The organism is Kitasatospora sp. NPDC057015, from assembly GCF_042673745.1.
GTDB lineage: Bacteria > Actinomycetota > Actinomycetes > Streptomycetales > Streptomycetaceae > Kitasatospora.
In genome coordinates this window covers 90,852-105,573 of the sequence record NZ_JBHUSG010000027.1, presented here as the reverse complement: position 1 = coordinate 105,573, position 14,722 = coordinate 90,852, and the positions used below count along the sequence as shown (strand labels likewise).

Here is a 14,722-nt window from a genome sequence, read left to right as displayed (position 1 = left end):
CCGCGGGCCGGCCGGCGTGCTGCTCGACGAGTCGTCTCAGCCGCTCCCCGCCGGGCGCGGCGTCGGTGCGGAGGGCCAGGTGCTGGTGTCGCGCGGCTCCACGTACGGCTCCTCGTCGGCGGGGTGGCCGCCTGCGATGGCGCGGGCCCGGGAGAGTTCGGCGTCGAACTCCAGGCCGAGCAGGATCGCGAGGTTGGAGAGCCAGAGCCAGACCAGGAACACGATGACGCCGGCGAGCGTGCCGTAGGTCTTGTTGTAGGAGGCGAAGTTCGCGACGTAGGCGGCGAACCCGGCCGATGCCGCCAGCCAGAGGAGCACCGACAGGGCACTGCCCGGGGTGATCCACCGGATGCCGCGTCCTCGCACGTTCGGCGCGGCCCAGTAGAGCACCGCGATCATGCAGACGACGAGCAGCAGCAGGACGGGCCACTTGGCGACGGACCACACGGTGAGCGCGGCACTGCCCAGGCCGAGCGCCCGGCCGGCCCGGTCCGCGAGCGGGCCGGTGAAGACGACGATGACCGCGCTCGCGGCGAGCATCACCATCAGGAGCACCGTGAGGCCGAGCCGCAGCGGCGTGACCTTCCAGATCGGGCGCCCCTCGGCGATGTCGTACACGGCGTTGGCGGAGCGGATGAAGGCCCCGACGTAGCCGGACGCGGCCCACACGGCCGCCAGCAGGCTCACCACGGCCAGCACCGAGCTGGGGCCGCCGTTGTTCTCCAACTGGCTGACGGTGTCACGCAGCAGTTCCGTCGCCGGTCCGGGGGCGAGGTCCTGCAGGTTGTCCAGGATCCCCTGGGTCGCCGACCGTCCGATCACTCCGAGGGTCGAGACCAGGACCAGCAGGGCGGGGAAGACGGCCAGCACGCCGTAGTAGGTGAGGGCGGCGGCGCGGTCCGGGAGTTCGTCGGAGAGGAACTCCCCGCCCGTTCGGCGCAGGACCGCCCACCACGCCCTTCGCGGCAGGTCCGCCAACTCGTCGGGGGCCGCGTGCTCGACCCGGCGACTCGGGCCGGGGGATTGCGCCCGATGCTCGCCGGGCCGCGGGCGCGGATCGATCGGCTGGTGTTCGCCGGTCGGTCGGTGATTGCCGGACGCAGGTGCCATGGGGAGCACTTGTCCCGAACGGGCCGGACGAACCGCAAAATTCCTCAGAACAGCAGGAAAACACCCGGTTGGACCTGGCGGTGGTGCGACCTGAGGGTGGCGCTTCGTGGCTATGTCGGCAACGGCTGAAACGTCGTTCCACCTGGCGGCAAGCGTGTCGGGTCCGGTCTCGGACGCCGGCGGCACACCGGATCCCGGTACCGCCCGGTGCCCGAACTGCCAGCAGGCCGTACCGAGTCGCGCCACCCTGGAACGGGCGGCCTCACCGCGGCCGCTGCGATCGTCCATGACGATCTCGGGCCGGGCGCCTGAGGCCACCGACCTGCCGATCTGCATGCTGGTCGCACCCGCCCACCTCCGGGCCCCTCTCCTCGGGTCCGTCGACGGTGACCGTCTTCGTGGTGACCGTTCCGGCAATGAACGCTCCGAGAGCGGGTAGCAGCCCCCGGTCACCGTCATCGTCTGGCCCGCAGGACACGGCCAGACCCGAGCACCCGGAGGGACCCCGTGCTGTCCGAGCCCGTCACTCGAACCGACCCGACTCCCGTGAAGGACGCCGACCGCACCCTCGCACCAGGGTCCGAGCCCGGCCGCACCGGCGATCCCGGCCACGACGTCGCGGCCCGCAAGCAAGCGCTGCGCCGGCGCCTGGAACGGCTGATCGGCATTGCCGCGACCGAGGGCAACGAACTCCTGCCGTTGCGCAACGGCGACGAGATATTTCCGGCGATGCTGCGAGCCGTCGCGCAAGCCCGGCACACGGTGGACATGACCACCTTCGTCTACTGGCGCGGGGACATCGCCCATCGGTTCGCCCACGCACTGGCGGACAAGGCCCGCGGAGGCGTCCGGGTGCGCCTGCTTCTCGACGGATTCGGCAGCAGGCTGATCGAGCGGGAGCTGCTGGATCTGATGGAGTGCGCCGGCGTCCAGGTCGCCTGGTTCCGCCGTCCGGTCAGGCTCTCGCCGCTGAAGCAGAACCACCGGTGCCACCGCAAGGTGCTGGTCGTCGACGCCCGGACGGCGTTCACCGGCGGTGTGGGGATCGCGCAGGAGTGGTGCGGCGACGCCCGCACCCCGGACGAGTGGCGCGACACCCACGTCCAGGTACGAGGCCCGGCTGTGGACGGCATCGCTGCAGCCTTCGCCCAGAACTGGGCCGAGTGCCGCGAGGACGCCCTCTACGACACGGCGGACCGCTTCGAGGACCACCCCCAGCCCGGCTCCAGCGTCGTGCAGGTGGTCCGCGGGTCCGCCACCGTCGGATGGCAGGACCTCCAGACACTGATGCGGGTCGTCATAGCCTCCGCCGAGCGGCGGCTGCGCCTGGCCACCGCCTACTTCGCGCCCGACCGCTACTTCGTGGACCTGCTGTGCGCCGCATCCCGCCGGGGCGTGGAGGTGGAACTGCTACTGCCGGGCCCGCACACCGACAAGCGGGTCTGCCAGCTCGCCGGGGCCCGCTTCTTCGAGGAGCTCACCGCCGCCGGGGCGACGGTCTGGCAGTTCCAGCCGACCATGATGCACGCCAAGGTGCTGACCGTGGACGGCATTGCCACACTCATCGGATCGAGCAACTTCAACCGCCGCTCCCTGGACCATGACGAGGAGGTGATGCTCGCCGTGATCGACGAGGACTTCACCGGCCGGCTGGACCAGCACTTCGACGAGGACGTGGCGCGCAGTGAGCGGATCGATCCCGCCCGCTGGCGGACGCGTGGTGTCGGCCTGCGCGCCCTGGAAGCGGCCACCATGCCCATCCGGCACTTTCTGTGACCTCCGGCACCCTGCTGGGCGGGCGGTTGGCGCTCCGGGTGGGCACCGGCGATGCACCGAACGCGCACGTCAACGGTTGATTGGTGGCTCTCCTTCGCCGAGCGGGCCGACCTGGCGGGCGTCGGGCGTCGGGCGGGTGTCGGGGATCGCACGAACGCCGGTCCGAAGGGCGGGAATCCCTGCGAAGATCGGGGGATGGACGTCATGAGCAGGAACCACGTCGTGGTGACGGGTCGGGACGGCGGCCCGGTGGTGGTGCTGGCACACGGCTTCGGGTGCGACCAGAACATGTGGCGCCTGGTGGTGCCCGCCCTGGCCGAGGACTTCACGGTGGTGCTCATGGACCACGTCGGGGCCGGGCGCTCCGACCCCGCGGCGTGGAGCGAGCAGCGGTACGAGAGCCTGGACGGCTACGCGGACGACGTACTGCAGCTCCTGTGCGCCCTGGACCTGGGGCCGGTCACGTTCGTCGGCCACTCGGTCAGCTCCATGATCGGTGTGCTGGCGGCGGTACGGGAGCCGGACCTGTTCTCGGGCCTGGTGTTGCTCACCCCCTCCCCGTGCTACGTCGACGACGACGCGACCGGGTACCGCGGCGGGTTCAGCGCGGAGGACATCGACGAACTGCTGGAGTCGTTGGACGCCAACTACCTCGGCTGGTCCGGTGCGATGGCCCCCGTCATCATGGGCAACCCGGAGCGTCCGGAGCTGGGGGAGGAGCTGACGAACAGTTTCTGCCGCATGGACCCCGCCGTCGCCCGCGTCTTCGCCCGCACCACCTTCCGCTCCGACAACCGCGCCGACCTGGCCGGGGTCGGTGTGCCGACCCTGATCGCGCAGTGCTCCGAGGACGTCATCGCCCCGCCCGAGGTCGGGGCCTTCGTCCACGCGCGGATCCCCGGCAGCACGCTGGTCACGCTGAGCGCGACCGGGCACTGCCCGCAACTCAGCGCCCCCGAGGCCACCGCCGAAGCGATCATCGCGTTCGTGCGGGAGCGCAGGTGATGGTCACGGCCGGCGGTGAGGAGTCGAACGGCTGCGGCCACGCCCCCGAGGACGACGACGCGACGCAATTCTCCGCCATGATGGAGGACAGCGCCGTGGACCTGTACGAGAACGCCCCCTGCGGCTACCTGTCCACCCTCATGGACGGCCGGATCGCCAAGGTCAACACCACCCTGCTGACCTGGCTCGGTTACCGTCGTGAGGACCTGGTGGGCCGCAAACGCTTCACCGACCTCCTCACCGTCGGCGGGCGGCTCTACCACGAGACGCACTTCGCACCGCTGCTGCGCATGCAGGGCGAGATCGGCGGCATCGCCCTCGAACTCAGGACGTCCGACGGCACCCGCCTGCCCGTTCTCGTCACCTCGGTCGTCAGGACCAGCGACGAGGGGCAGCCCCTGCTGATCCGCACCACCGTCTTCGACGCCCGCGACCGCCGCGCCTACGAAGCCGAACTCCTGCGCGCCCGCAAGGAGGCCGAGGACGCGCACCGTGAGGCGGAGCAGGCCCGCCGGGCCGCCGTCGAGGCCCACCGGGTCGTGGAGGCCGAACGGGCCCGGCTGCAGAAACTGGCCACCACCCTGCAGCGCACCCTCCTCCCGCCCTCCCTTTCCGCGCCGCCCGGCCTGGAAGTCGCCGCGTACTACCACATCGCCTCCATCGACGAGGTCGGCGGCGACTTCTACGACCTCTTCCCGCTCGCCCACGGGACGTGGGGCCTGTTCCTCGGCGATGTCTGCGGCAAGGGCGCCGCCGCGGCCGCCGTCACCTCACTGGCCCGTTACACCCTGCGCGCGGCCGCCGTCTACGATCCCGACCCCGCCGCCGTCCTCGCCAACCTCAACCAGGTCCTCACCCACGAGTACCTCGGCACCGACCCGCGCTTCTGTACCGTCCTGTTCGGCGTTCTCACCCCCGACAGCGGCCGGCGGGACGGCGGCTTCCACCTCACCCTCGCCTCGGGCGGACACCCCCCGGCGATAGTTCTGGGCTCCGACGGCACTGCCCGCCACCTGCCCACCCCCGGTGGCCAGCTCCTCGGCGTCATCCCCGACCCCCAGATCGCCTCCACCACCGTGCGCCTGGCTCCGGGCGACACCGTGCTGCTGTACACCGACGGCCTCACCGAGGCGCAAACCGCCTCCCTCGGCAGGCCCAGGGGTGACGACGGCGGCCGCTACGGCGACGACGCACTGCTGGACTTCAGCACGTCATTGGCGCCCACCACCGCGCCCGCCGCGATCGCCGCCCTCCGGGAGCTCCTCGACACCCTCGGCACCGGGGTGGACGACGACACCGCCCTGCTCGCTCTCAGCGTCCCCCTCCCCCTCCCCGTCCCGGAGTCCGAGCGATGACCGACCTGAGCACCACCACCCGCCGCACGCCGACCGGGCCCGTCGTCGAGATCGCCGGAGATCTCGACTTCCACAGCGCCTCCCGGGCCCGTTCGGTCCTCCTCGGCCAGGACCTGGACCCCGGCCAGCTCCTCGTCGTCGACCTGACCGCCCTCACCTTCTGCGACTCCACCGGCATCACCCTGCTCGTGGCCGCCCGCAACCACGCCCTCAGCCGCCGGGCCGACATCGCGCTGGCCGGCGTCCCCGCAGGCGTGGCCCGCATCTTCGACGTCACCGGCCTCACCCGGGTCTTCGCCACCCATCCCACGGTCGGGGACGCCGTTGCCCGGTGGGTGGGAGGGACCGAAGGCGGAGCGTGACGCGCGGCACCGGTGGTCCGGTCCTGCCGTGCCGAGTGGGGGCCGGGGCGTCGGCCGCCGCCGGGCCGACGCCGCTCGGCGCGGCCCCCTCCGTGGGAAGGCCGGCGGAACCCCACGTGTGAGGCGGCCGGCCCGGCCTCCCGGACAACCCCGGCCTCCCGGATGACCGGGCGGAACGGGGGAAGACGGGCCGCATGACTGCAGGGGTGAAACACGCCGGGCGAGTGCTCGCGCGCTTCGTACCGGCCCAGACCGCCGTCCTGGTGGTGCTGGGCGTACTGCTCACGCGCCTTCCGGCGGGCACGGGCGCGACGTCGTCGGAGGACGCCGTCGACCGCTATCTGGCCGGACACCGGGGCGGCACGGCCGATGCCGTCAGCTCCTGGCTCTCCGGACTGGCCGCGACCCCGACGATCACGGTGGTGACGGCGCTGTGCGTGCTGGCGCTGCTGCTGAGGCCTGGGGCGGGCCGGCGTCAGGCCGCCTTCCTGGGCGGTGCGGTGGCGTTGCAGGCACTGGTCTTCCTCACCGTCACCGCCTGCGTGGACCGGACCCGCCCGGATGTCGTGCGGCTGGACGCGGCGCCGCCCACGTCGAGCTTCCCCTCCGGGCACACGGGAGCCGCCCTGGCGCTGTACGGCGGGCTCGCCGTCCTCGCTCACGCACGCATCCGCCGCCCGTGGAGCGGCCTGGTCTGCTCGGTGCTGCTGCTCGTCCCGCTCCTGGTCGGCCTGAGCCGCCTCTACCGGGGCATGCACCATCCCACCGACGTGGCCGCCGGCCTGGTGAACGGCAGTGCGTCGCTGGTGGCCATGGGCCTGGTGCTGCTCACCGACCGGCCCCGGTGGGCCGCCGAGAACGTGCCGGGGGAACGCACGGCGGGGGCCGGGCGGCGCCAGCGCGTCCCGCGGAGGGTATCGATGCTGCGCAGCGAGCCGGTCGTCGCGGGCGTGCCGGGAGTCGCGGGTGTGCCGGGAGACGTGGGGGTATCGGGAGCCGTCGGGGTGGCCGTCGCGGGCCGGGACACCCGTCGCCCGGAAGGGTGGGCTCCGCCGGTGCCGGTGCCGGTGCCGGTGCCGGTGCCGCGCTCCGGTGCACGGGGTGCGGCGCGCCGTGCGGTGGTGGTGGTCAATCCGCTACTGGTCGATGCCGCGACCCGGGAGTCCGTCCGGCGGACGCTCGAATCCTTCGACTACCGCGATCCGGTGTTCGGCGAGACCACGGCGGAAGACCCGGGCGCGGAACTCGCGGCGGAGGCGGTCCGGTCGGGCGCCTCGCTCGTGGTGGCCTGCGGCGGTGACGGCACGGTGACGGCCTGCGCGGGCGCGCTGGCCGGCACCGGCGTGGCCCTGGCCGTGGTGCCCTGCGGCACCGGCAACCTGCTGGCCCGCAACCTCCGGCTCCCCGGCGACCCGGCGTCGGCGCTGCGGGCGGCGCTCGCCTGCCCGCCCTGGTACGCCGACCTCGCCCTGGCCGACGGCGACGGCATGGCCCCGACCCACGTCAGCGCCATGGCCGGGGTCGGACTGGACGCGGAGATCATGGCCGGCGCGAACCGCCGCCTGAAGAACCTGCTGGGGTGGCCCGCGTACGGCCTTGCCGGTCTGCGCCGGCTGCGCAGTCGGCCGATCCGGGTGAGCCTGTCGCTCGACGGCGCAGTCCCCTTCGAGCGGGACGCCCGGATGGTGGTGGTCGGCAACATCGGCACCCTTCAGGGCGGCCTGCGCCTGCTTCCGGCCGCCCGGCCGGACGACGGCGTCCTGGACGTGGTGGTCTTCGACCCGCACGGGGCCGGGGACTGGTTGCGGGCACTGGTACGGATGGCGACCGGGCGCGGCGGCGCCGGCGCGCCCCTGGAGACCTTCCGGGCGGGGCGGATCGATCTCTCCTTCGACCGGGCCAGCAGGCGCGAACTGGACGGTGAGCCGCTCCCACCCGGCCGCAACCTGCGGGTGGCCGTGCGCCCCGGGGTACTGCTGATCCACGCCCCCCGGCCCGCCGGGGACCTCACCGCGGGGGCGCCACCGGACGCCGCCACGCCACGGCCGCGCCACCGCCCGAGCGGAGGCGCGAACCGCCCGTGACGCGGCCCTGATCCGCCCGGGCCCCGCCCCGGATCCCCGTCGCGGCCGTGCCGTCGCCCTCGTCCGAGTCCCCGCCCACCCTCGCCCCCGCCCGCATCGGCGTGCGCCGGCGGCCCTGCCCCGGTCCGGGAGCGGCCCCCGGTCCGGGCGACCACCTACCCCGACCCGCCGACCGCCAGGAGGAGACGCCCGATGGGGACAGCCAACAAGGTGAGACAGACCAGGACCCGCGAGGGGGACGGGCTATCCGGCGACGAGGCGGTGTCCGCCCTGCACCGGTACGGCCGCTGGCAGCTGGCCCGCGACGCCTTCGTCCGCTTCCGCTACGCCGACGGATTCAGCCACGCCCGGGCGCTGGCCTTCCAGACCACCCTGTCGCTGGTGCCCTTCCTGATCGCCGTGGTCGGGCTCTCCGCCACCCTGCACACCGAGCAGATCGGACGGGTGATCGAGCTGAGCGTCGAGCGGCTCACCTCCGGGCCGAGCACCGGCGTCGTCCGGGAGGTTCTGGAACGGAGCCGGGACCGGGCCGACGACGGCGGCGAGGCCGCGCTCTGGCTCGGCGCACTGTTCTCCCTGGTCAATCTCGCCACGGCGATGTGCCAGATCGAGCGGGGCGCCAACCGGATCTACGGACTGGAGCGGGACCGGCCGTTCCATCGCAAGTACCTCCGGGGGCTGCTGATGGCGCTCACCGCCGGACTACCGCTGGGCCTCGGGTTCGTGCTGCTGACCACCGGGGGCGTGGTCGCCGACGCCGCCGCCGAGGTGTACGGGTTCACTCACACCACGGTGGTCGCCTGGGCCGTGCTCCGCTGGCCCGTGGGGGTCCTGCTGGCCCTGCTCGCGGCCAGTGTGATCTTCCGGCGGGCACCGCGCAGGGCACAGCCGGGCTACACCTGGCTGGCCTTCGGCGCCGCCGTCTACCTGGTGCTGTGGACGGCGCTGACCTGGGCGCTGACGGTGTACCTCGGGGTGAGCGGCTCCTTCGACGCGGTGTACGGTCCCCTGAGCTTCTTCGTGTCCCTGCTGCTCTGGGCCTACCTGACGGCCGTCGCGCTCTTCCTCGGTCTGGCCTTCGCCGCCCAGCTGGAGGCCGCCCGGGCGGGCAGCCCGGCACCGGTCGCCCCCGATCCGGGGACGTGAGCGGGCGCGGCTCCGTGGACGGGTGCGGGCAGGCGAACGGTGCAGGCACGGAGAACGCGCCTGCACCGGCGTTCCCCTGCCATCGCGTCCAGGACTGCGCCCGGCGAGTCGATCAGCAACGCGGCCGGCCAGTCGAACGTCGACCGCGGACGGCGATGTGCCAAGGCGGGCGTCGAACGGCATGGGCGGGGTAGCCGCCACTGTCATGGGAACCACCACAGCCCGGCGCCGCCCGGGCCTGCCACGACCCGACGCCGACCGTCGGCTGGCCGCCCGGCTGCTGGCCGCGGTCCTCGCCTTCGCCCTGGCCGCCGTACCGTGCGCCGTCCTGCTGGTCCTCGTGGAAGCCCGCTGGGCACCGCTGGCCCGCCTGGACCAGGACGCGGCGCTGACCCTCCACCGTGTCGTGCTGGCGCACCCGGGCCGGCTGCGGGCCGCCCGGATGGCGAGCGACTACCTCTGGGATCCCTGGACCATGCGGTTCCTGGTCGCGATCACCGTCGGCTGGCTCCTTGCACGCCGCGCCTGGCGGCTCGCCCTGTGGGCCGCGCTCACCGTGACCGCCGCGGGCGTCGTGGGCCTCCTCGCGAAGCTCGCGGTCGCCCGGGCCCGGCCGCATCTGGCCGACCCGGTCGCGCACGCGGGCGGGTACTCCTTCCCGTCCGGGCACGCGATGACCGCGGCGGTCTCGTGCGCGGTCCTGCTGCTGGTGCTGCTACCCGTCGTACCCCTGGCCCTACGTCCGGTGGCCTGGTTGCTGGCCGGGTGCTCGGTGGTCGGCGTGGGCTTCTCCCGGGTCGCGCTGGGCGTGCACTGGGTGAGCGACGTGCTGGGCGGCTGGCTGCTGGGCCTGGCCCTGGTGGGCGCCACCGCATGGGCCTTCGACGTGTGGCGGGCGGAGAGCGGCCTCGTCGTGCCCCGCCTCACCGAGGGCCTCGAACCCGAACTCGCCGGGCAGGAGGCTCCCGAGCCGGTGCTGGCGGCCGGGGGCGGCGGCTGAGGAGTCCATGCAGGTCAAGGCTCGACCGGTAGCCCCGGTAGCCCCGGTAGCCCCGGTAGCCCCGGTAGCCCCGACGGCACCGACGCCATCGGCACCTGCCACGCGCCCGCGTCCCGGTGACAGCACCGGGCGCGACGGCGACCCGGAGCCGCTGCCGCTGTGGCGCCGCCGCTACCCGCATGGCGATGCATGGCAGGGGAGGCGAAAATGAGATTGACCGGAGGAGGGCCACGGATCAGCGGAGCGCGGCAGTGCGGTAGCCCTCGGACGCGTTGACGACTCGGGAAGCCGGGGACGAGCGGGACACAGCGGTATTCCCGCAGGTGCAGGTGGAATCACAGGTGATCGCTCATGTGTCGATGGCTCGCCTACTCGGGGACACCCTTGCTGCTGGACACCATCCTCTACAAGCCGGCCCACTCGCTGATCGATCAGAGCCTGCACTCCAAACTGGGCGTTGAGACGACGAACGGCGACGGTTTCGGTGTCGGGTGGTACCCGGAGGGCGGCAACGGCACCCCCGCGCTCATGCGGGATGTCGGCCCCGCCTGGAACAACCGCAACCTGCGCGAGCTCGCGGACCACGTCACCTCCCCGTTGTTCTTCGCCCACATCCGGGCGTCGACGGGTACGGCGGTCCAGCAGACGAACTGTCATCCGTTCCGGCACGGCCGCTGGTTGTGGATGCACAACGGCTCCATCGCAGGCTTCCGCTCGATGCGACGGGACCTCACCCTGCTCGTGGACCCCGTGCTCTACCCCGAGATCGAGGGGACGACGGACTCGGAGACGATGTTCCACCTGGCGCTCACCCGCGGCCTGGAGGAGGACCCTCCGGGCGCCGTCGCCAGGATGGTGGGGGTGGTGGAGCGCGTCGGCCACGAGCACGGCGTGGAGTACCCGGTACAGATGACGGTCGCCGTCAGCGACGGGACGACCGTGTGGGCCTTCCGCTACTCCAGCCAGGGTTCCTCACGGTCGCTCTTCTACAGCACCCGCGTGGATTCGTTGCGTAGGCTGCACCCCGAGGTGTCCTTCCTTCAGGAAGTGTCCGACGAGACCCGCCTGGTGGTGTCCGAACCCCTCGGTGACCTGCCCGGTGCCTGGAACGAGGTACCCGAGAGCTGCTACGGCGTCGTACGGGCCGGGGACGACGATCTGCGTCCCTTCGCCCCGGAGCCGGCGTGATGAGGTGACCCGACCGAGGCCTGATCGGGCAACGCCGCGAGGCCGCCGGGCCACGGAGTAGGCCGACCTCGCGCCCGAAGCCGCCACGTCACATGAGACGGCTTGAGGCTGTGCGGACTGCGGGACTTGACCCGCGCGGTCCGCACCACGCCCATGGCCTTGCTGATGACCTGGGACAGCCGCGAATGGGACGGTGGCAGCACCACCTGGAAACCGGTCGAGGATGGTCGCCGGCGACCGAAGTCCATGCAGGCGGCCCGCAGCGTCGGCGGTGCACCGGCGGACTCGGCAGGGGCTGCCGTCGTCGCCCCTGCGACGGGGGAACCGGTCGCAGGGGCGGAACCGCGAGGGACTACGGTCGCCAGACCACGGGCAGGTGGGACGCGTACATGGCGCCGCCGTTGAGCAGTTGGACCCCGCCACCGATCACGGTGTCGATGGACGAACAGGAAGTCGTCGAGGGAGTGAAGGCCGCCGAGGCGTACAGCACGCACTCGCTGGACATGTCGGGCGACGAGAAGGACGCCGAGGGCGGTATCGCGGCCAGGTTCGCCGTGGAGGAGAAGGGCTTCGAGGCGGTCCTGGACCTGGAGAGCCTCAAGCCGCTCGTGGCGGCACTTCCCGAGCGCGAGCGCTCGATTCTCGCCATGCGTTTCGGTGCCGAGATGACCCAGTCCCAGATCGGAGAGCGCCTCGGGGTGTCCCAGATGCACATCTCCCGCATCCTCAACCGCACCCTGAGCCGGCTTCGAGGATCACTGCTCGCCCAGCAGTAAAGAGAGGTGCGACCGGCTGACGCCTGTGGCCGAGGTGCCATCGGCGGCGTGTTGCTGCCTGTCCTCACCCAGCGGACCGGGATCGAGGGCGTCGCGCAGGGCGGGCAACCGGCGAGGACAGCCTGTTCGGCGAAGCGGGCGAGCAGCCGGCGCAGGACGCGCTCGTCACGGTCGCGGACGGCTTCGGCAAGGGCGGCCAGCAGCGAAGCCCGCCCGGCCGGGGGATGGTGGGCGGCGCCGCGTACTCCTGTGCGGGCTGTCGCCCTTGCATCGCCGGTCCTCCCGTCCGGTGGTGATGCCGCTCGGGGCCCTGGTCAGCGAGGTGTGGCCCGTCCGGTCGCGGGCCGAAGAATACCTTCCCCTCGAACTCCGAAAAATCTGTGCCGGCGGGAGTAGACATTGCCGAGTGCCGTGGTTAGTGTTTCTCTCGTAGCAAGCAGTCGAGCGGTACCTGCCAGACACGAACTGGCGGGCGGAAGCACAGAAGTTAGCAGGTCGGCGCGGTTGTGGGGTTCTGAAGCCAGGCAGGTGCAAGGCGGCGACGGGACCGGCGGCCGGGCCGGGTGGCCCGCAGGTATCAGGGGCCGCCACCCAGCGGTACCGCAGTTCGGCAGGTGCATTACCTGCAGTCGCAGTACGCGGTATCCCGGTGAAGGCGCCCAGGCTGCGGCGCGCGTGCCGGGAGGTCCGGGCAGTGGGGTTCCAAGCCAGGGAAGGTGCAGGACGGGCGACGGGGCTGGCTGCCGGACACGGTGACCCTTCGAGGCCGCCACAGCAGTACCAGGCAGTTCGCAGTTCAGCAGTACCCGTGTTGAGAAGAACCAGCAGGACCGAGCAGTTCGCAGGCAAGTACCCACAGAGGATGAACGGAGGGGACAGAGCGCCATCAGGATCGCCCGGCCCGTGAGGCAGGTTCGTCCGGGCGGACACCGCAGACCCCCCAGCTACGAAGGACGGTGGTTTCCGGTCACGCATACGCGATCCCCGCACACCCCCTCCCCCGGGGCAGTGCGGAACTGAAAAAAGCCGGCCCGAGGCCGGCAGATGGTGATGTATCCCTTCGGGGCCCCGGAGCCGCCCATGGCGCCGGGGCCCCTCCACGCGTCCCCGACCCCTACACAGAAGAGGTGCAGTGACCACGGCAACCATCCGACCCCACACCCCCAGCTCCAACCCCGGATCCAGCCCCAGCCCCAGCTCCGGCTCGGACTCCTTCGACGACGACGACTACCCCGCCTACACCATGGGCCGCGCCGCCGAGATGACCGGCACCACCGCCGGCTTCCTGCGCGCCCTCGGCGACCAGGGCCTCATCACCCCGCTCCGCTCGGAGGGCGGCCACCGCCGCTTCTCCCGCTACCAACTGCGGATCGCGATGCGCGCCCGCGACCTCGTCGACCAGGGCACCCCCATCGACGCCGCCTGCCGCATCGTCATCCTCGAAGACCAACTCGAAGAAGCCCTACGCCTCAACCAACAACTACGCCACGACGCCGGCGACCCCACGCCGACCGCCGACACCTGACAGCATCCCAGTCGCCCGGCGATACCAGTCCGTGGTCTCGCCGGGCCCTGCGGTCGATCGAGCGCCTCGCCGACACCACCAGGACACCGCTGCCCAGATCGGCGACGCGTCCGGCGGGCCCCGGCCCAGCTGCGCAAGCAGACGAAGGGCAGCCCGACAGCCGTCGGCATCATGGCCTTCGGCGCGGGGCTGCTGGCAGCCGCACTGCTGCCCACCAGCGAGGCCGAACAACAGCGCGGTGCGAAGCTGCGCGAGCACGCGGACCTGCTGGAGCCCGCCAAGCAGGCCGCCGTCGAGGCCGCCCAAGACGTCCGCGACGAACTTCGCGAGCCGGCCGCCGACGCCGCCCAGGCCGTGAAGGACTCCGTCCAGCACGCCACCGACACGACCAAGGACGCCGGACAGTGCACCGCCCGCGACCTGAAGGCCACCGGGCAGGACATCGCACGCGAGATCCAGCAAAGCCGAACATGAACCGGCCCACACGGACGTCAGAAGCGCCGACGTCCAACGACCGGTCCGTCGTGCCTCCCGCACGCGGGACACGACGGACCGGCGCCCGGATGGGCGCCGCTGGTTGCCGGGTGCCGCCGGATGGGGCGAAATCGGTAGAGGCCGGGCATACCGGCCGAAGGCCGGGGCAGGCGCTTGCCTGGCCGATGAAGCGATTCGAAGGTGAGTGGAACGATGAGCAAGGTGCAGGAATCGATCGACGTGAACGTGCCGATCGGCACCGCGTACAACCATTGGACTGCTGGCACGGCAGCTGCACGCGGCCCTTGACGCGGCGGGCAGCACCCTGGCCGTCGCCGAGTCACTCACAGGCGGTCGGCTCGCCGTGACGCTGGCCGAGGCGCCCGGTGCCTCCAGCGTCTTCAAGGGCTTGGTCACCGCCTACGCCACCGACGTCAAGGCGCAGGTCCTGCACGTGCCGCCCGACCTGCTGGACCGCAAGGGCCTGTCGACAGCGAGGTCGCGGAACAGATGGCCCAGGCGTGCGGACCCTCATGTGCGCCACCTACGCGCTCGCCACCACCGGCGTCGCGGGCCCCGCCCCCAGGACGGTCATCCGCCCGGCACTGTGCATATCGCCGTCGCCGGACCCCACGGCACCGCCTCGGTCGAACTCGGCGTCCACGGAGACCGCGAAGTCGTCCAGCACGCCGCCGTCATCGGCGCCCACCAACTGCTGCACGGCCACCTCCGTCCCACCGACAGTCCCATAGGGGAGACGCGCTGACCGTTCGCCGGCCTGTCTGCGAGCGCCGGAGAACCTGCCCGGGGAGGCGCCCTGAGCGCCCGCCGTCCTGTGCGGACACCCCGGCGCCCGCTGTACGAGGTCCGGTTCCGGGCAGGACCTGGCGAAGTCAGGCAGCGTGGACACAGTCCCAGGTG

General features: G+C 72.4%; 13 protein-coding genes. 12 read left to right on the top strand and 1 reads right to left on the bottom strand.

The features are described 5' to 3' along the window. Nucleotides 1–36: 36 nt before the first annotated feature. A complete protein-coding gene (locus ACFTWP_RS23955) occupies nucleotides 37–1,110 on the bottom strand; it encodes a YihY/virulence factor BrkB family protein (protein WP_380266744.1) in 1,074 nt (357 codons plus the stop codon). 546 nt (nucleotides 1,111–1,656) lie between these two features. Between ACFTWP_RS23955 and ACFTWP_RS23950 the strand changes: the two genes are divergently transcribed. From ACFTWP_RS23950 to ACFTWP_RS23895, 12 genes are all read left to right on the top strand, one after another. After that, entirely contained in the window at nucleotides 1,657–2,886 is a 1,230-nt protein-coding gene (locus tag ACFTWP_RS23950; protein WP_380266743.1) for a phosphatidylserine/phosphatidylglycerophosphate/cardiolipin synthase family protein, read from the top strand. A 195-nt stretch (nucleotides 2,887–3,081) separates the two neighbouring features. Continuing rightward, a complete protein-coding gene (locus ACFTWP_RS23945; RefSeq protein ID WP_380266742.1) occupies nucleotides 3,082–3,891 on the top strand; it encodes an alpha/beta fold hydrolase in 810 nt (269 codons plus the stop codon). Beyond that, nucleotides 3,891–5,246, top strand: coding sequence for a SpoIIE family protein phosphatase (locus ACFTWP_RS23940; RefSeq protein ID WP_380266781.1), 1,356 nt, complete (start codon nucleotides 3,891–3,893; stop codon nucleotides 5,244–5,246). The genes ACFTWP_RS23945 and ACFTWP_RS23940 overlap by 1 nt, the downstream gene beginning before the upstream one ends. After that, entirely contained in the window at nucleotides 5,243–5,608 is a 366-nt protein-coding gene (locus ACFTWP_RS23935) for an STAS domain-containing protein (protein ID WP_380266741.1), read from the top strand. Before ACFTWP_RS23940 ends, ACFTWP_RS23935 begins: the two co-directional genes overlap by 4 nt. A gap of 194 nt (nucleotides 5,609–5,802) precedes the next feature. After that, nucleotides 5,803–7,692 carry a diacylglycerol kinase family protein gene (locus tag ACFTWP_RS23930; protein WP_380266740.1) on the top strand — a complete coding sequence of 630 codons (1,890 nt, stop codon included), beginning with the start codon at nucleotides 5,803–5,805 and terminating at the stop codon, nucleotides 7,690–7,692. Nucleotides 7,693–7,884: 192 nt separating this feature from the next. Next, nucleotides 7,885–8,838 (top strand): YihY/virulence factor BrkB family protein, encoded by a 954-nt coding sequence (locus tag ACFTWP_RS23925; RefSeq protein ID WP_380266739.1) that lies wholly within the window; start codon nucleotides 7,885–7,887, stop codon nucleotides 8,836–8,838. A 205-nt stretch (nucleotides 8,839–9,043) separates the two neighbouring features. Then, nucleotides 9,044–9,838, top strand: coding sequence for a phosphatase PAP2 family protein (locus tag ACFTWP_RS23920; RefSeq protein WP_380266738.1), 795 nt, complete (start codon nucleotides 9,044–9,046; stop codon nucleotides 9,836–9,838). Between the two features lie 351 nt (nucleotides 9,839–10,189). Then, nucleotides 10,190–11,026, top strand: coding sequence for a class II glutamine amidotransferase (locus ACFTWP_RS23915; protein ID WP_380266737.1), 837 nt, complete (start codon nucleotides 10,190–10,192; stop codon nucleotides 11,024–11,026). Between the two features lie 437 nt (nucleotides 11,027–11,463). Further along, the gene (locus ACFTWP_RS23910; RefSeq protein WP_380266736.1) at nucleotides 11,464–11,802 is read left to right on the top strand and encodes a sigma-70 family RNA polymerase sigma factor; all 339 of its coding nucleotides are present in this window, start codon (nucleotides 11,464–11,466) and stop codon (nucleotides 11,800–11,802) included. Between the two features lie 1,147 nt (nucleotides 11,803–12,949). After that, a complete protein-coding gene (locus ACFTWP_RS23905; RefSeq protein ID WP_380266780.1) occupies nucleotides 12,950–13,327 on the top strand; it encodes a MerR family transcriptional regulator in 378 nt (125 codons plus the stop codon). A gap of 171 nt (nucleotides 13,328–13,498) precedes the next feature. Then, the gene (locus ACFTWP_RS23900; protein ID WP_380266735.1) at nucleotides 13,499–13,801 is read left to right on the top strand and encodes a hypothetical protein; all 303 of its coding nucleotides are present in this window, start codon (nucleotides 13,499–13,501) and stop codon (nucleotides 13,799–13,801) included. Nucleotides 13,802–14,072: 271 nt separating this feature from the next. Continuing rightward, nucleotides 14,073–14,567: a CinA family protein gene (locus tag ACFTWP_RS23895; RefSeq protein ID WP_380266779.1), complete on the top strand. Its 495-nt coding sequence runs from the start codon at nucleotides 14,073–14,075 to the stop codon at nucleotides 14,565–14,567. The last annotated feature ends 155 nt before the right edge of the window (nucleotides 14,568–14,722 follow it).